A 16,094-nucleotide genomic window follows, 5' to 3' on the forward strand; every position below is an offset into this window, starting at 1 on the left:
TTTACCAAGAGTTTTCTGTTCGTGCGATGATCGCCTCTTGCGCTTCTGGCATCAGTGAAACGAACTGCGCACAATAACCGGCAACACGAACGATCAAATCGGAATAATTCTCAGGATGTTTTATTGCATCTCTCAAGGTGTCCACATCAATAATATTAAATTGATTGTGGTAGATCCCTTTGATTTGGCTGGCTTGTAGGAAGCTCATAAATTTCATTAGGTTCTCATCACCAGCTAATGCGCCAGGAGAAAAACGCATATTCAATAACTGTCCAGCCGCAACCTTATCATTTGGCAGCTTTGCAACAGAATTTATTACTGCTGTCGGTCCTTGTTTATCAGTTCCTTGTGTCGGTGAACACCCTTCATTCAACGGACTTCTAGCTTCTCGCCCATCCGGGGTCGCCCCAACATCCAATCCATTCGGAACATACGATGTAATATTGCTAGTGGACATCGTATAACAGCTGACTTCAGGTCCTTTTCCTGTACGTTCGGTTTTGTAAGACGACAGCAATTCTAAATAGGAATCAAAAACATCTTTTACAATATAATCAACATAGTCATCATCATTGCCAAATTTTGGCTGATCGAGAACTAATCTTCGAATCTGCTGTCCTTTTGCCCCTTGCCAATTATTCGCTACAGCTTCCATCAGTTCATCAAAAGTCAGAATTTGTTCATCAAAGACTAGTTTTTTGATGACGGCAAAAGAATTCCCAACAACGCTAGGACCAATATTGGATTGCGAAATGACATCATATTTACATCCGCCATTTTTCAGTGTTTTTCCTACTGTCATACAGTTATCGATAAAGGCACTCGCAAACGGTGAAGCGTCATACTTTTCCAATGAGCGATCACAGATAGCATCGCACTCAACCGCTAGATCCGAGTAATACTTCAAGACCTTCTCCCAAGCCGCCCACATTTCATTATAGTCGGCATACTCGATTTTTGGCTCTTTCGTGCCATTGATCGATAATAATTGGATACCAGAATCCGGATCAAAACCGTTATTCAGAACCAGCTCTAATAATTTCCCCCAATTGACATAGGTCATTCCTGTCGCGCGATGCCCATATTTACCCGGCACCCCCGTCTCTACACAACCAATCGCACAATAATCCAACGCGTCGTATTCTGGAATACCCAGATCAACCAGACCTTTTACCGCCACATCATCATTAAACATAGAAGGCATTCCACAGCCTGTCCGAATCAACTTGCTGGCTAATCGCAGCAGATCGTCAGGCGTATCCTCGTTATAGCGCATTGAAAAATTCGGCTCCGCCATCGATGTCAGATTCATCGCCTCAATACAAAGATAAGATAGCTCGTTGCTGCCGTCTTTTCCTTCAGGTGTTCTTCCTCCGATCATCAAATTCGAATACAAAGGATAGCCTTGGGAAAATTTTGTATGTCCATATGGTCGAATCTTGTTATTGCTGCTGTTCATTAAAAACATATGGGTAATCATCTCTAATGCCTGTTCTTTTGTCATTACACCAGCTTCAATATCCTCTTTATAAAGCAGATACATATATTGATCAAAGCGTCCATAGCAGAAAGAATGTCCATTACTTTCGATCATTTGTAAAATATGAACAAGATAGGTTGCCTCAACAGCTTCATAGAAATGTTCAACCGGTCCTTCTAATAAAGTTGCCGCCATTTCACCCATCCGACGTAGTTCTTGCCTTCTTTTTGCATTGGATTCTTTATCAGCCATTTCATAAGCCAATTTACTATAGCGTTTGATAAAAGTCAGTGCTCCTTCTAAGGAAACAATAACTGCTTGGTAGAAAACTTTTGCTTCCTCGTCCAGCTCACCTTGCAATTGCTCTTCGGCCTCATTAATCAATCCTCTGAATCCTTTTTTCAAGATCACTTCATGATCGGGAACGATATGACCATCGCCAGACATTGAAATACCGCCGCGGTGAAGCGCGCCTTGTTTTTCGGACAATACGATTTCTTTTGGTGTATTGCGTTGATCCTCATCCTGATGCGTATTCCCAAGCAACCAATAGTCTTGAATGCTTCGTAAATCATCTTTTATTTCTTCAGTAATATAGAAGATATCGCCTGTACGTTGATCGAATTCATCCAGTTCATCAATCACCCATTTGTAAGAATACTCCGGAAAAATCGGGGCCGCAAAATTTCGACTGGCTTGATTCCCGAAAATCAAACTATCCTCTTCAATGTAAATAGACATATGCTCTAATACGTGGGCAAACGCTTTAGCTTTTCTCAAAACAAAATCTTCATCTTCAGTCTCTTTAAATGACTCTGTAAAGAGCACGGCACGCTCGCTGCAAATATTCGCCTTACGTGTCTTCATTTTTTCATAGAGCCGATCGATTCGTGCTAAATTCACTTGCCCATCCGTTTCAACAAATTCCAAATAAGTTTTCATAAGATACCACTCCTAACGATCCCGATCTCTTATTCACCTTTATAGTACTATGTTTTTCAAAACATTTCAACTCTTTTCCGATATAATTCCAAATAAATCTATTTCAATATAAAAATATTCCAAAACATTCCAAATGGCTGATTTAGAGATTTCTTTCTGATTTATTGGCAATGTAGTAAAAAAATGTTATCGTAGTATTACTACAAACGATTAAAGGAGCCTTGTTCATGAACGAAGATATTTCATGCATAGAATTAATCAAACGCCAATATTCTAAGCTTAGCAAATCTGAAAAACTTGTTGCTGACTATGTATTAAGAATGGGACACGACATCACCAGTCTTTCATTAGCAGAAACCGCTAAAAATGCCCAGGTCAGCGACCCTACCGTTGTCCGTTTTACCAAAGCGATCGGACTATCTGGATATAGTGAATTAAAGATGTTGATTATGAAGGACTGGGGGAAAGAAACAGTCGTCGAGCCGGATCAATCTGTTTTACTTGATCTGCACATTTCTCCGGAAGACACGATTGAAGATTTGCCTGAAAAAATTACTAATATCACCATCAAAGGACTACAGGACAGCTTAAAAATCTTTGATGGCGAAGCCTTTAAAAAAGCAGTTGATTTATTGTTGAACGCCAATCGGATCGATGTTTTTGGTGTGGGAACTTCAAGCAGTATTGCTTTGGACTTTGTCAGCAAGCTGATTCGAATCGGCTTGGATGCCCGCTATTTCGCTGATAATCATTTGGAACAACTAAGCTGCTTATCCTTAGACGAAAACGACGTGGCTGTTGCTATCTCTCATTCAGGTAGCACGATTGATGCGGTGGATTCGCTTAAATTAGCAAAAGAAAGCGGCGCTTCTACGATTGCTTTGACCAACTATAAGGCCTCAGCGATCTCAGAATTTTCTGATGTCGAACTGCTGACAGGTGATTTCGAAACCACCTTCTATTCTGAAACGATGGTTTCTAGAACCAGTCTATTGGCCTTTGTCGATATGCTGTACATGGGCTTACTGCTAAGCAACTACGAGGAATTCACCTCTCGTTTGGAGAAAGTTAACGAGCTGGTAAAAGGAAAGAATTATTAAAAACAGGCCTGAGAGTTCTCGAGAACCCTCAGGCCTGTTTCTCTTTACTATAGAGACATTTACACGTCAATAACTCCCCCTAATCAGCAATCTCCTGTTTAATTGGATATTTTTGTCCAAATTTTTTAATTTCTAATAAAATGATTTCTAATTCTCTTCCTTTATCCGTTAAACAGTATTCTGTTTTGGGAGGAATTTGATCATAAACTTTCTTTTCAACCAGTCCATCTTCGATTAGTTCTTTTAAATCTTTGCTGAGCGTGTGTGGTGTTACAGGAGTCAATAAACGACTCAGCTCATTGAATCTTTTGGTCCCCTTCAGCAAATGATGCAGGATCAGCAGTTTCCATTTTCCGCCAATCACGGCCAAGGTATTGGATGAGTCGCAGTTACAAGCAATCATTTGTTCATAGGTTTTTCTCATAAAATGATCTCCTTGATTAGTAGTATCTTATTTAACAGTATTGAATTTATTATATCATTCTAATAAACTAGAGACAAATAGAGAAAGAGGGTATGGAGAATGAATGAGGCATTGACAGTATTGAAACAACACGGAACAATCAGGGATTTCGAGTCAGACTATAAAGTGACTGATGAGCAATTGAATGAGATCATTCGCGCGGCTAAACAGGCCCCTTCTTGGATGAATGGTCAGGCATATAGTATCGTCGTTTTCGAAGATCAGGAAAAGGAAAAATTCGCGAAGCTGCTTCTAAACGAGACCATCAATACGAAAAATTCTGAGACAATCACTCATTCAAATCTGCTGCTCTTGTTCAATATTGATCTGTCTTTATATGGACTTTCTGCGGAGCTTGAGGATGAGATCGAACCGCTTTTAATTGGTTCAGTTGATGCTGCGTTAGCGATGGAGAATGCCTTGATTGCAGCTGAAAGCTTAGGCTTTGGGACCTGTGTGATCGGCAACCTGCGGGCAAGTGCAAATGATATTTGCCAAACATATGACTATCCGGATTATGTATTTCCATTACTTGGTTTAGTCATTGGAAAACCAAACAAAAAAAGCAGCGTCAAACCTCGAGTTTCCAATAGCGCAAATGTCTTTCGACCAGAAGATTTGCCTAGCAAGTCCAAACAGCAGGCCGTTGATGCGTATAATAGCGAACTAAGTGCTTACGCGGCAAAATCCGGCTATAAAACTTCTGATTGGCAACAACGATTCCAGGATTATTATCAAGATAAGCAATTCCTACACACGACGAAAGAGCAGCTAAAAAAGCAGAAATTGATTTGATCATTGGCATGTTACAAAGAAATGGTACTCATGCCAAATAACCCGCCGATTCAGCGGGTTAAAATTTTGTTTTAGAATGTCATCGAACAGACACGTTCACCCCATACCAACGTTGGATTTTTGATGAGGAACGTTCGTCAGTTATTCCCGCTTGCGGATTCGGTCGAGTAACCGCTTACGCTTTTTCTTTGGCTGTACTGGCGGCAACTTACTTGCTTCTGGAGCTGACTCTTGGACTGAAGCAGGGGCCGCCCGCTCCTTTACCTCTATCATCGCCGTGACGAGCAGCTTCGCCGGTACGGATTGATCATCGACATCCAGATTGATCGGTGTCGCATGCTCAGGCAGACAGGCCGATATCACGGCGATCGCCTGTTCTTCATTCAATGACCACGGATCTATCCCTCTCGGCAGTTCAATCGTTTGAATCAACCGATCCGGTGCTGGCCGTTCTTCAGTAATCCGCAAATCCTCCGGAATGCGGACATGTTCTAAGGTCTCCTCCGTTTTTATTGGTGTTGACTCTGTTGCTAGTTCAACTGGTGCAGCCGCAACACTATTCATCAGTGTGCTCAACGGATCCTTCGGCGTTTTCAGTTGGCTTTCAAATTTCGCGGACTCATCAAATACTTCCGTTTCTCTTTCTTCGATAATAGTCGCGTGCTTCACCTTTTTGAATAATTGCACGCCGTCCTTTTCAAACAGACTCAATTTAGTTAGTTTTTCTAATGCCGAGCGGATTTGTTCCCCCGTTTTCGTTGCATCAAAGTTCTTGAAGTAAAAATGATGGGATTTGCCATTGCTGTTTTCAAATTCCGCATCTAATGTAAATGTACTTATCATGGTTTTATCCTTTCTTTTTCGTATTTTTTTGCCTCCTTCCTTCATTCATCGTCATGATTCTGCTAATCCTTCTAATGATGGATTGATGACTTGGCTATAGAGGTGTTCCAACTTTTCTGCGATAAAAGTTTGTGCTGGAAAGAGCTTGACTGACAATAATCGCCACTCTTTCTTTCCAAAATAATCAATAAAATAGAGATAATAGCGTCGCATAGCTTTCGTTGATCTTGTTTGTAAAAAGATCCGCTGCACTAAGCTTCGTAAAATATATGAGAAATCCGCTTTACACAATTCTTCACGAACCTGCAGCGTAATCAACATTTCGAGGGTGGCCGTTCCATCGTTTGTTTCATGATAAAAGCTGTTGATTCGTCGTTCTAACGTTTTTCGTGTAAGCGAAAACAATTTTTTCTTGTTTAAACCGTAGTCTTCCAAACCTTTTTCTCCTTTCCAATTTTTTTCGTTTGAGATATCTTCACAATCAAAATACGCCTTTTTTTAAACAAATTACACACCAAAAAATTTATAAAAAATAAACCATAATGATTCTCAGAAGCGAATCGTTACCGCCTCAAGGGTTTCCGCTCCAATAAATAATGAAATCCTTTTCAAAAAAATCACTTTTTGCATGGTTTTGACAACTAAAAAAAGCATGGCTAAGAAAACCATGCTCTCACTAAATAATTGAAATGACTCGTTTATAAGTTGGGATAAACCGTCTCAAATTGTTCTTGTTTACTGTACAGGTCATACCATTGGTTCGCAATCAAGTCTGGATCTCCGGCCGTACCCTTTTCTATTTGTGCCGAAACCGCTAGAAAACCGACGTAGATTCCTTGATCCTTTAGAATATTGTGCAAGTTATAGACATAGTTTCTCAAGCCCGATGCAGCGATTCCTGTGTTTCCTAATTGCGGGATCGGATAAAGCGCGGAGATTCCTGAATTAAAGAGAAATGCCCCTTCCTGACGCTTTTTCATTCCTGGCAGTAAAGCCTGAACAACCTCGATGGCAGGATAAAGAATGGTTTTCAACTGCTGCTCAACATCCCCAAGTTCCATCGTTTCTGCATTTCTGAACTCTTGCGGTCCGGCATATGGACTAAATTCAACGACATCGATTTGACCGAAGTCCTCTTCTACTTGTCCTAATTTTGCCTTTAATTCTTCTAACGCGCTGATATCAGTTTGGTAGTACTTATTCTTGATTCCTAAAGCGTTCAATTCTTCATGCACGGCCTGCAATTTTTCCATATTGCGCGCGATTAACGCGACCTGAAAGTCGTTCTCTCCAAATTTTTTCGCTAAAGATAAGCCCAAATTGGGACCCGCTCCAATAATTACAATCGTCTTCATAGTCTAAACTCTCCTTTATTTTTATCGCAACATGTGTTGCTATAGTGTGATTGTATGGTAGACTAAAGCCAATAACAACCAACAATACTTCTAAAGTGTTGTGATAAGCATTCATTGGAGTGATTTTTTGAAAGTACAAAACATTCGGCAAACAGATACCAAAAAAATGATCGAACAATCCTTGGTCGATTTACTTAAAAAAGCGTCCCTTGATCAGATAACTATTAAGGATATTACCCTAGCGGCAAACGTCAACCGCGCGACCTTTTATGCACACTATGATGATAAATATCAGCTATTCAATCGTATGATGGAGCAATCCATTGAAAAAACGTTTTGCACTGGCCCGCTAATTCATTTTGGTCCAGAAACAGATTTAATCGAGACGCTGCTGCACTCTGTTGAATCCTACCTTCAAGAAATAAAGGCTCACTGCCCTTATAGCTATACCGAGCTTTTCCCAAAAATCAGGAACATCATGGTAGCTAAAATCACTGAGATTCTGAAAAAATATGTCCCAGAGCAAGAAAATGAATCCCATTTTACCTTCTGGAGTGACATGACGGCTAGGATGGTTTATGATGCAGCAGAACTCTTTGTTCTTGGTCAGACAACACTGAAGCTAAGGGAAATCTCACGACAAATCAACAAAATGACTGATCCAGAAAAACCTGCTTGATCAACGAATAATAGGAGCATTTGATGAAAATGAATCCATCAAACGCTCCTATTTATTAAGGCACATTTTCATATAAAATAAATCCATTTTACCAATCGCCAAAGGTCTCCTCCTTGGCAACCGTTTTTTCCATCTTTTTAACTATCCGATCGTATTGCTTTTTGTAATGCTGATAGTCTTCTTCGATCATTTTCAACGAGGCCTTTTGTTCATTATTCAAGCTGTTTTTCCTCAAACCATCGATCTGAAAGGCCAAAGTAAGTACATGAAGTTCTAAATCTTCAAATTTTGCTTCATCCACAATGAACCACTCCTTTGATTTTTTTGTAATTTACCACTACTTTTCGATTGTATAGGTCGATTTCATCCCGCGTCAGCTTTGAGTCTAGACTAATATCCACTAAACAGCTGTTGGTGTATTTTTTAATTACCGTGCCTGATAGCTCCATAGCGCCCTCATTAAACGGAAAATCAATAGTATCTCCAACTAAATACTGTAAATTATAAATGTTTTCCCGAATATCCATGATAGAGCTTGGAACCGCCCGACTGCCATTATTTAAAATAACTTTCTCCTCCTTAATCTCTCTAAAATATGCGTAAAACGAACGGTTTCTCTTGATCGAATTAGAAAAAAACGATTTAAAAAATAGGAGAATCATTGCGAAATCGATCGTTTTCATCCTTCTCAAATGTCCGTCTACTTTCTATTCTAACTGACTATAGCCTATGTAACCGGGAATTCTTAATGGAAATTTAAGAATTCGAATTGGCAGAATTTCTTGGAAAACGGTCTGGTGCAACCTTTAATGGAGGCTGAATAGAGATTGAAAAATAAAAAAGCGAATAGCCAATAAACTTTCGAAATCGATCGTTTATTGGCCGTTCACTTTCAGTTCTTAAAGTATTTCTCGAAAAAACTTTAAATATCTAAACTTAAGGGGATTAAAAAAAAACTTGTCTTTCATTGTAAAGGGGGAACGAATTAAGAATTAGCTTATAATTTTCATTTTTGTGCCAGTAACACAATTGCTTCGTGTTCCACCTCCAAAAAGGCATATTTACAATTTAATATCATCGATAGTATCAGTAATAATCCAATCGTCCATATTCTTTTCTCGATTGTACTTAAAAGATTCAATCGCTTCTAAATGCGCGATTTCATAGATGCCGATACACTTTTTTCCATACCATCGAGCTTTTTGTTTTTCAGATAAATTTAGTTCCTGTCCAAAGCCTTCGATAAATTCAGTCGATTCTTCTGGAGACATCTTGTATTTCTCTATCACCTTCGTTAAAACACCGCGATGAGTGACTTCCATTTTCCCACCTTTTTCAACAAAGTACAGAATATCGTTCTCTTTTGCACGCCCGCCAAGTGGACTCTTCTTGCCGGCCGCGCCGCGAATAATCATTGATTTTTCACCGTTAATCAGTTTTTCTAATTCTTTTCCTTCGTTGTCCAAATAGACTAGGTGTTCCGCTTGTCCATCTCTTTTTTGGTACCAATCTGTATTCGCCATTTCTTCAGCCTCCATCATCTATAAAATCTTACTACTAATTACTTTATAGTAGTACTGAATAAATTTCTACCCAATTTCTGGGTCAAAATTGGTAAGGAGTGTATGCTTCAACTGTTAGATAGAAATTTGGCTCGGAGGAAACTCATTGGCAGATTAGCTCTACTCAATAAAAAAGCGAACACGCCATAAACGTTCGAAATCGATCGTTTATGGGGTCGTTCGCCTTTATTTTCTAAAGTATTTCTCCAAAAAACTTTAAATAGTTAACTTCTCAAGAAACTATCCTAGTTAAGGACTACAACACAATCTCTTTACCTCACCATTCTTGAAAAATAATTCTTATTTTCTATAAAACATATCGAATCTGCCGGTATGCAAAGAGCGAATGCTTTCTCCTCCAGGCAATAGCGGTAAGCCTACTGAATCTTTACGACTGAGCGCCTCTTTTAAGCCTGCGGTCCAATTTACATACTCCATGTTTTCAGGCGTAATTTCATGAAAAATAGTATTTCCTTGATCCTCGATTACTTTTTTAGCAAATTGCGGCTCAATTAATGTCCCTCTCGCTACGGCAATTAAATCCGTATACTCTTCTACCGCATTACGGGCACTTTCTTCACTAAAGACACCCCCCACAACCACTAATTTAGTTTGATCATCTAGAACTTCTTTAAACAAGTCCGCGTAAGACCGGTCACTGTTTACTGGTCCAGAACTATAGCCGCCCCAAAGTGAGAGATGAATATAATCCAGTTCATACTTAACAATCTCAGATATTAATTGCATTGACTCTTCATAATCGTATCCAATGTCGGAATCATGGATTTCTTCCGGGCTAATGCGATAACCAATAATAAAGCTTTCTGGAGCCTCTTGGGTAGCCACACGTGTAACTTCTTCAACAACAGCTAATGGGAAGGCCATTCTTTTTTCTAAGTTCCCTCCCCATTGATCTGTACGATGATTGGAGGTTTTCGAAAAGAATTGCTGCAGCAAATAATGATTCGCTCCATGAATCTCAACCCCATCAAATCCGGCGGCGATCGCACGTTTTGTCGCACGACCAAAATCAGCAATAATTTCTAAAATTTCCTGATGACTTAATTCCTTCACAGGATATTTTAGGAATGGAAAATCAATCGCACTTGGTGCCAGAACATCTTCACCACTGACAGCTTGTCCAATTGCTTCACGCCCCCCATGATGAATTTGCAGAATCGCTTTATTCCCGTCTTTTTTTAGTTCATGGGCAATTTTAGTCAACCCTTCAATATGTCTATCCGAATAGGCACCTAATTGTTCTGGATAGCCTGGCGGAGAAGCTGGTCCGCCCTTTTCACTTACATAATGAAACTCAGTAATCAGCATAGCGGCCGCTTGTGAACGCGCTGAATAATAAGAAATTGTATCTTCAGAAGCGAAGCCACCACGTTTTCCTGAATACGTAAGCATTGGCGACATCACAATTCTATTTGATAGTGTTGCGCCATGACGTAATGTTATTGTGTCTTTTAGTTTATTTACCATTGTTCTATCAAAACCCCTTCTAGTTCCTTTACCTCTGTTTCTAAATATAGAATGTAAATACATCATTAAAACGAGATATCTAATTTTATCGATATGATGCTGCAAATTTTTTTGATTTCTCCTTTCTTAAGTGGAAATTTGCGCATAAATCTCCACTTCTCTCTTATAATTCTTTGTTTACAAAGGTACCTAACGCAGCAATCGTACGTTCATTCCGTCGATAATATGTCCATTTACCAATTCTTTCTGAGAGTAATAAATTGGCCTTTTCCAACATAGAAAGATAGTGCGAGGTTGTTGATTGTGTTAGGCCAAGTTTCCTTTGAATCTCCCCCACACACACCCCTTTCTCTTCCATATCAACATAGGACTCACAGGTAAAATGAGCTTTTGGATCTTTTAAGTAGTATAGTATTTGCAGCCGATGTTCATTCGCTAATGCTTTGAATAATTCTATATTTTCCATACCTTCATTATATCTATTTTTCTCGATATGTAAATATATTTGTTGAAATAGCTTAACTCATCCACAAAATTGAGACTCGCATCATTTTGCCGGAATGATGTGAACTGTACAAAAAATTAGAAACTAAAAAAGCCAAACACCCATAAACCTTCGAATTCGATCGTTTATAGGGTGTTTGACTTTCATTTTATAAAGTATTTCTCGGAAAAACTTTATAATCGTAATTTTCCTTAGAAACTTCCCTCACCTCATGAACAGTTGCACGATTCTTTCCGCTAATCACAGAAAGAATGATTTGAACGTATTTCTTCTATTTCACGCTTCATTCGTTCTTTCATATTATCGGGGCTCAAAATTTTCACATGTTTGCCAAAGGACAATAAATATCTAATCAGCCAGTCTTGATCAGGTAACTGAGTGGAGACTATCGCAGTCCCATCTTTTTGAATCACGATCTCGTTATGATTAAATTCATCAAACACTCGATATAAAATTTCTTTAGAAAAAGCGAGTGTTAGCGAGCGCATCTCTCCCTTCATTTCGGGAATCGCTAGTTCAGGAGCTGCGATTGGCGTAAATGTCTCAGCCATTATTTTGAGATCCTGCATGCGGCTGATTTTGAATACTCTAAAATCGTTTCTGTCTAAACAAAATGCCTGTAGGTACCAGGTTTGTGATTTGAAAACCAACTTCAAGGGACTACAAATTCTTTTCTCTTGTTGATTTGATTGACTTGTATAATTAAATTCAACGTTCTTCTTATTTAAAATTCCCGACTTGAGCAAGTCGAATTGAGAACCGTTGATTTCTTGGTACCAAGGAGAGAAATCGACCTCTAACCAATCATCATTCGAAAGATTGAACAACGATTGCAATTTTGAATACGACTGTTCGCTTCTTTCTGGATCAATACTTTTGATCCCTTTAAGGGCCAACAACAAATTTTCCTGCTCCTCTTTTGAAAATAAAACTTTATCTAATACAAAATGATCCAACAAGTAAATGCCACCATTTCTACCGGTATCCGCACAAATGGGTATTCCTAGAGAACTAAGTGTATTTATATCTCTAAATATAGTTCGCTCAGACACTTCAAATGTAGCGGCTAATTCTCTGGAAGTCGTCCGTTTCATGTTTAGAAGATGATAAATAATTCCAAATAGCCGACCATTATTCATTAAATTCTCTCCTTAAAAACTTTTTTATAAACTATGACAATTGATGTCATAGTTTCCATAGTACTATTAAAGCATATTAACGAGGAGGTTTTTAGATGAAATTTTCAATTTCGAATTCAGTGAGAACAAATAATTTTACAGATAGCGATATTCAGAAAAAAATAATGGGGCTATGGCAGCAAAATGGGGCCTTTGTCACTCAAGCAAAAGAGGAAGGAAAAAGTATAGCAGCTGTCTATCATGACTACGAAAATAATTATAAAGGCGATTATTCCCTTTCCATCTGCAAAGAAACAGAAACTGATGCGGATTTTGATACGTCCAAGTATCGTTGGAAAGAATACGAAGTGGATACTGCTGACGAAATGGGTGTCTTAAATGCCTGGAAGAACGTTTGGTCCGATGAGGAAGCACAAGCAATCCATCGCGTGTATGATTTTGATTTTGAAAAGTATACGCCTGCTGGAGAAGTTGCTATCTTTATAGCTATTCAGTAATAAACCAAAGGACAGCGAATCCGTCTAATTTCAGATTCGTTGTTCTTTTTTACTTGAAGATCAACTCCCTCGTAAACTTTAGAAATCGATTGTCTAAAAGGTGTTTGCCTTTATTTTATTAGGTAATTCTCGAAAAAACTTTCCATTCATAAACTCCCTGACACAAATAAAACAGGCATCCACCTCAAAATTTGAGATGAATACCTGTTTTGTCTGCCTTTTGGATCTGAGCTATCAAAGGATAGTCAGCCTTTTCATCTCACGATTCCGAGATGAAAATTGAAGCAAGAAATGGATTCTTGCTTTTCGTTGCCAACATATTAGTTGGTAAAAAGGCACTTATCGTAAGCATTCCAGACAATAACATAAAAATGAAAATAATCATTGGTGAATCTATTGCTGAGATGCCTGTCATAGGCATCGTATAATCGGATGAATAACCGCCATACATTGATGCCATTGTGTACATTGAATTTACTGCAGAAGAATAAAATCCCATGGCCCATGTTCCATATGCCGCGTAATAAAGCACATACATTGCTAAAATGGCTTTACTCTTCAAGCCAACGTCTCTTAAACGACGAACTTGCAAGGCCAGCGCCGGAACAAGCAAAGCCAACGAAAATAGAATGATGACAACTAACATGAATGAGTTGATTGGCGACTCATAGTATTCTCTATTCTGAGAAGAAATAATTGTGATAATTGCAAGAACGATATAAGCAAGAACAATTCCTAATGTTGCCCACCAATAACCTGCACGCGTTGATCTGCCTCTGAAATCAAAGTATCCTTTAAAGAAATCTTTTACTGCTTGAGAAAAAGAAACCTTTCCTTGTTCTGATATTTTTTTCATAGTACTCCTCCTTTCCAAGTAATCATTCTAACATAAAAATAACTCAAAAAAAGATTTTATTCCAAAAGAAATGACAAATTATTCCGATAGCCATCCCTATCAAATACCTCAAATTAGTATGTAACCGGGTATTCATAACGACTATTTACTAATTCATTCTTCTCATCCGATTCATAAAGTGTTCGTGATTGCTGATTTTCCATCCTCAGTTCGAAAATACTGCCCACTGGAAAATTCTGGATAACTTCTTTTGTAAAGGTTTGGTTTACCAATGATTGACTCACGTCTTCCTCCTCTCCTTGTATTATTTTGTGCAGCATTCCCGCAGACATGTCTTCTAAGGAAACCTCTTTTTTTATATAGAAGTATGTTTTTTGGTCTGTCTGACTACTCAGCCATGCCATTCGTTCCTTAAACGATTTCGCTTTTAACTGCTGATCGTTTGCTAAAAGACGTTTCCAGAAATTTAGATCTGTTGAATATACAGAAAAGGAGCCGCCATTTGTTAACGAGGCCTTTTCAGAACCTTGACTATCATCCTCTAGTAAGTCATCTAGCAGTTCAGCAACGGGGCGATTAAATTCAAAGTACTCATTTGATCTTTCCAATAAATTCGTTTCTTTTTCTGACAAGCCTACAATATTCGATTCCGTAGAAGAACCTCTAAACGAATACTCCCTCTTTTCATCCATCTTCTTCATATATAGCTTGGTTAAGGGGCCTTCACTTTGCGATTTCGTGAAAGAAACACGTACAGCAAAACCGCCACCCTCATCCGCATACATCAAATCGTGGGATACCTTCGGGGTTATTCCCAGGACTGTTCGGTAGTACGTTTCTCCACTAGAAATATAGGGCTCATATTTCGCTTTAGGCACATGACACATCGTAAAAATAAACAAACAAAACAGCAGCAGCATTGTTAAGCAGCCGATCGAACAGCCTTTTGCCCAGCTCGCCGATTTCTTTTTTCTCTTTTCCATGGTAAGACTGTAACTCCTTTAGTTTATTGCGAAAAAATCTGTAGTAAAAACAAATCTACTGAAGACATAAAAAAGCTGCGCTCTGACCACGCAGCTTGCTTAGAGACATTGGGGATATGGATTTGTGAAGTTAGGCCATTATTTCTCTCGATAATATGCGGTATCAGGAATACCGCCAGCTTCTTTAGGAGCAAACAACGTGGTTCCACCATTGTTTCCCATAATCATACGATCGTAATTTGAGTCCGTTCCATCTGTATCTAAACCATCTGAGGGACTCGTTCCTTTCAAAGCAATCATTATATTCATTCCATTTGGTGCTGGAGCAGGATCAAATGACAGAAAAATGACATTGCTTTGCTTTTGAGGACTGCTCAATGAAAATTCAGTTGCCCCACCAATTCCCTCACCTGACAAAGTAACTGTACCATTATTGAATGTTAGCTGGTAGCCATTTGAATTCTTCCAAGTGCCATTCAATGAAGCATAATCATTATTCAAGATAGCGTCCTCTATTACTCCTGTCACAGCAGTTTGTTTTTCTGAACTATTGGTAGTAGCCGCAGGTATTTCCGCTGGCGTTGAACTGGCTTCCTCACTGCTGCTTGTGCTCGTTTCTGAAATTGAACTGGCGCTTACCTTACTAATCGCCTCATCGGAAGAGTTCGTCGATTCAGTTGGTTTATTGCCACAGCCAGCTAAAGCCGTGCTCATCAGGGCGATCATTAAAAGAAATTTTAGATACTTCATGTCTTCCCTCCTAATGGTTATTCACTCCTTTTATTATATCATAGTGCTTCTAAACCGTTCCTTCTATTAAAATATTCAAGTTGCCTTACTGTTCAATTGATTGATAATAAAAGATCGAAGTCACACTATGAATCGCAATGCTTAACGTTAACATTCCTAGTGTCCATGGGAATATCATAGTAAACATTGCCGGGAGCAATAAACGAATAACGGCTAACCCCGCAGTAATATTAAGAATAGCCGATAGCGTGATTTTCCCAACCCGATTTATCTTCAAATCGTTCCAAACTAACGGATAACCAATAGTAAAAACGCCCCCGATAATTACTGCACTAGCAAAAGCAGTAAGAACATTTGTCATTCCGCTCTCTGTCCCCTTTAGTAAAAATAGTATTCCGGTTAACCAACCAAAACTTCCCATAACTGCTTTTCCAAATGCTGCTTGATATTTTTTCATTGCTGATTCCTCCAAATTTTTTTCTATGTTTCTTACAAGATTAGAATAGCAAGTATCGGCAAGTCAGAATACTTCTTTTCGCTTTGTTGCAAGATTTGTTTCTTTTGTTGCAACTCTCCCCCTCATCACTCGTGTAGCACACCAAAAAAGCAAATCCCCCGCAAACTTTCGAAATCGATCGTCTACAGGGTATTTGCCTT

The 16,094-nt window shown here is 38.9% G+C and carries 19 protein-coding genes; 4 read left to right on the plus strand and 15 right to left on the minus strand.

Annotation, left to right across the window (positions count from 1 at the left end):
• Position 1: 1 nt before the first annotated feature.
• Positions 2–2,422 (minus strand): glycyl radical protein, encoded by a 2,421-nt coding sequence (locus IGI38_RS12900; RefSeq protein WP_438731022.1) that lies wholly within the window; start codon positions 2,420–2,422, stop codon positions 2–4.
• 227 nt (positions 2,423–2,649) lie between these two features.
• Here IGI38_RS12900 and IGI38_RS12905 point away from each other — a divergent pair, with 227 nt between their 5' ends.
• Positions 2,650–3,522: a MurR/RpiR family transcriptional regulator gene (locus tag IGI38_RS12905; protein ID WP_438731024.1), complete on the plus strand. Its 873-nt coding sequence runs from the start codon at positions 2,650–2,652 to the stop codon at positions 3,520–3,522.
• A gap of 79 nt (positions 3,523–3,601) precedes the next feature.
• Here IGI38_RS12905 and IGI38_RS12910 read toward each other — a convergent pair whose 3' ends face one another.
• The gene (locus IGI38_RS12910; RefSeq protein ID WP_438731027.1) at positions 3,602–3,946 is read right to left on the minus strand and encodes a winged helix-turn-helix transcriptional regulator; all 345 of its coding nucleotides are present in this window, start codon (positions 3,944–3,946) and stop codon (positions 3,602–3,604) included.
• A gap of 99 nt (positions 3,947–4,045) precedes the next feature.
• Here IGI38_RS12910 and IGI38_RS12915 point away from each other — a divergent pair, with 99 nt between their 5' ends.
• On the plus strand, positions 4,046–4,780 hold the full coding sequence (locus IGI38_RS12915; protein ID WP_438731029.1) for a nitroreductase family protein: 735 nt from the start codon (positions 4,046–4,048) through the stop codon (positions 4,778–4,780).
• A 141-nt stretch (positions 4,781–4,921) separates the two neighbouring features.
• Here the strand turns inward: IGI38_RS12915 and IGI38_RS12920 are convergent, their stop codons facing one another.
• From IGI38_RS12920 to IGI38_RS12930, 3 genes are all read right to left on the minus strand, one after another.
• Positions 4,922–5,623: a DUF2922 family protein gene (locus tag IGI38_RS12920; protein ID WP_438731032.1), complete on the minus strand. Its 702-nt coding sequence runs from the start codon at positions 5,621–5,623 to the stop codon at positions 4,922–4,924.
• Positions 5,624–5,674: 51 nt separating this feature from the next.
• Positions 5,675–6,058 (minus strand): hypothetical protein, encoded by a 384-nt coding sequence (locus IGI38_RS12925; RefSeq protein ID WP_438731035.1) that lies wholly within the window; start codon positions 6,056–6,058, stop codon positions 5,675–5,677.
• Between the two features lie 263 nt (positions 6,059–6,321).
• Entirely contained in the window at positions 6,322–6,978 is a 657-nt protein-coding gene (locus IGI38_RS12930; RefSeq protein WP_438731038.1) for an SDR family NAD(P)-dependent oxidoreductase, read from the minus strand.
• A 127-nt stretch (positions 6,979–7,105) separates the two neighbouring features.
• Between IGI38_RS12930 and IGI38_RS12935 the strand changes: the two genes are divergently transcribed.
• The gene (locus IGI38_RS12935; protein ID WP_438731040.1) at positions 7,106–7,657 is read left to right on the plus strand and encodes a TetR/AcrR family transcriptional regulator; all 552 of its coding nucleotides are present in this window, start codon (positions 7,106–7,108) and stop codon (positions 7,655–7,657) included.
• Between the two features lie 88 nt (positions 7,658–7,745).
• On the opposite strand, the gene IGI38_RS12940 is transcribed toward IGI38_RS12935, so the two are convergent.
• The 6 genes from IGI38_RS12940 to IGI38_RS12965 form a co-directional block, all read right to left on the minus strand.
• The gene (locus IGI38_RS12940) at positions 7,746–7,958 is read right to left on the minus strand and encodes a hypothetical protein (protein WP_438731043.1); all 213 of its coding nucleotides are present in this window, start codon (positions 7,956–7,958) and stop codon (positions 7,746–7,748) included.
• Positions 7,951–8,340 (minus strand): DUF2187 family protein, encoded by a 390-nt coding sequence (locus IGI38_RS12945; protein WP_438731046.1) that lies wholly within the window; start codon positions 8,338–8,340, stop codon positions 7,951–7,953. The genes IGI38_RS12940 and IGI38_RS12945 overlap by 8 nt, the downstream gene beginning before the upstream one ends.
• Before the next feature lie 378 nt (positions 8,341–8,718).
• Positions 8,719–9,180, minus strand: coding sequence for a hypothetical protein (locus IGI38_RS12950; protein ID WP_438731049.1), 462 nt, complete (start codon positions 9,178–9,180; stop codon positions 8,719–8,721).
• A gap of 339 nt (positions 9,181–9,519) precedes the next feature.
• On the minus strand, positions 9,520–10,707 hold the full coding sequence (locus tag IGI38_RS12955) for an NADH-dependent flavin oxidoreductase (RefSeq protein WP_438731052.1): 1,188 nt from the start codon (positions 10,705–10,707) through the stop codon (positions 9,520–9,522).
• Between the two features lie 163 nt (positions 10,708–10,870).
• Complete coding sequence (locus IGI38_RS12960; RefSeq protein ID WP_438731055.1) at positions 10,871–11,173, minus strand: ArsR/SmtB family transcription factor; 303 nt, start codon at positions 11,171–11,173, stop codon at positions 10,871–10,873.
• A 275-nt stretch (positions 11,174–11,448) separates the two neighbouring features.
• Positions 11,449–12,351: a helix-turn-helix transcriptional regulator gene (locus tag IGI38_RS12965; RefSeq protein ID WP_438731058.1), complete on the minus strand. Its 903-nt coding sequence runs from the start codon at positions 12,349–12,351 to the stop codon at positions 11,449–11,451.
• 95 nt (positions 12,352–12,446) lie between these two features.
• Between IGI38_RS12965 and IGI38_RS12970 the strand changes: the two genes are divergently transcribed.
• Positions 12,447–12,848 carry a transcriptional regulator gene (locus IGI38_RS12970; RefSeq protein WP_438731061.1) on the plus strand — a complete coding sequence of 134 codons (402 nt, stop codon included), beginning with the start codon at positions 12,447–12,449 and terminating at the stop codon, positions 12,846–12,848.
• Between the two features lie 259 nt (positions 12,849–13,107).
• On the opposite strand, the gene IGI38_RS12975 is transcribed toward IGI38_RS12970, so the two are convergent.
• The 4 genes from IGI38_RS12975 to IGI38_RS12990 form a co-directional block, all read right to left on the minus strand.
• Positions 13,108–13,704 (minus strand): DUF805 domain-containing protein, encoded by a 597-nt coding sequence (locus tag IGI38_RS12975; protein WP_438731064.1) that lies wholly within the window; start codon positions 13,702–13,704, stop codon positions 13,108–13,110.
• Between the two features lie 113 nt (positions 13,705–13,817).
• On the minus strand, positions 13,818–14,687 hold the full coding sequence (locus IGI38_RS12980) for a hypothetical protein (RefSeq protein WP_438731067.1): 870 nt from the start codon (positions 14,685–14,687) through the stop codon (positions 13,818–13,820).
• A 138-nt stretch (positions 14,688–14,825) separates the two neighbouring features.
• A complete protein-coding gene (locus tag IGI38_RS12985; RefSeq protein ID WP_438731070.1) occupies positions 14,826–15,437 on the minus strand; it encodes a DUF6287 domain-containing protein in 612 nt (203 codons plus the stop codon).
• An 85-nt stretch (positions 15,438–15,522) separates the two neighbouring features.
• Positions 15,523–15,894, minus strand: coding sequence for a hypothetical protein (locus IGI38_RS12990; RefSeq protein WP_438731073.1), 372 nt, complete (start codon positions 15,892–15,894; stop codon positions 15,523–15,525).
• Between the last annotated feature and the right edge of the window lie 200 nt (positions 15,895–16,094).

Source organism: Enterococcus sp. AZ128 (assembly GCF_051714485.1).
In the GTDB taxonomy this organism is placed as follows: Bacteria; Bacillota; Bacilli; order Lactobacillales; family Enterococcaceae; genus Enterococcus_A.

Coding starts and splice junctions, on each gene's coding strand:
- IGI38_RS12965 (WP_438731058.1), bottom strand. CDS start 12,351: ATGAATAATGGTCGGCTATTTGGAATTATTTATCATCTTCTAAACATG.
- IGI38_RS12915 (WP_438731029.1), top strand. CDS start 4,046: ATGAATGAGGCATTGACAGTATTGAAACAACACGGAACAATCAGGGAT.
- IGI38_RS12985 (WP_438731070.1), bottom strand. CDS start 15,437: ATGAAGTATCTAAAATTTCTTTTAATGATCGCCCTGATGAGCACGGCT.
- IGI38_RS12930 (WP_438731038.1), bottom strand. CDS start 6,978: ATGAAGACGATTGTAATTATTGGAGCGGGTCCCAATTTGGGCTTATCT.
- IGI38_RS12975 (WP_438731064.1), bottom strand. CDS start 13,704: ATGAAAAAAATATCAGAACAAGGAAAGGTTTCTTTTTCTCAAGCAGTA.
- IGI38_RS12905 (WP_438731024.1), top strand. CDS start 2,650: ATGAACGAAGATATTTCATGCATAGAATTAATCAAACGCCAATATTCT.
- IGI38_RS12950 (WP_438731049.1), bottom strand. CDS start 9,180: ATGGCGAATACAGATTGGTACCAAAAAAGAGATGGACAAGCGGAACAC.
- IGI38_RS12960 (WP_438731055.1), bottom strand. CDS start 11,173: ATGGAAAATATAGAATTATTCAAAGCATTAGCGAATGAACATCGGCTG.
- IGI38_RS12945 (WP_438731046.1), bottom strand. CDS start 8,340: ATGAAAACGATCGATTTCGCAATGATTCTCCTATTTTTTAAATCGTTT.
- IGI38_RS12970 (WP_438731061.1), top strand. CDS start 12,447: ATGAAATTTTCAATTTCGAATTCAGTGAGAACAAATAATTTTACAGAT.
- IGI38_RS12955 (WP_438731052.1), bottom strand. CDS start 10,707: ATGGTAAATAAACTAAAAGACACAATAACATTACGTCATGGCGCAACA.
- IGI38_RS12900 (WP_438731022.1), bottom strand. CDS start 2,422: ATGAAAACTTATTTGGAATTTGTTGAAACGGATGGGCAAGTGAATTTA.
- IGI38_RS12920 (WP_438731032.1), bottom strand. CDS start 5,623: ATGATAAGTACATTTACATTAGATGCGGAATTTGAAAACAGCAATGGC.
- IGI38_RS12910 (WP_438731027.1), bottom strand. CDS start 3,946: ATGAGAAAAACCTATGAACAAATGATTGCTTGTAACTGCGACTCATCC.
- IGI38_RS12980 (WP_438731067.1), bottom strand. CDS start 14,687: ATGGAAAAGAGAAAAAAGAAATCGGCGAGCTGGGCAAAAGGCTGTTCG.
- IGI38_RS12990 (WP_438731073.1), bottom strand. CDS start 15,894: ATGAAAAAATATCAAGCAGCATTTGGAAAAGCAGTTATGGGAAGTTTT.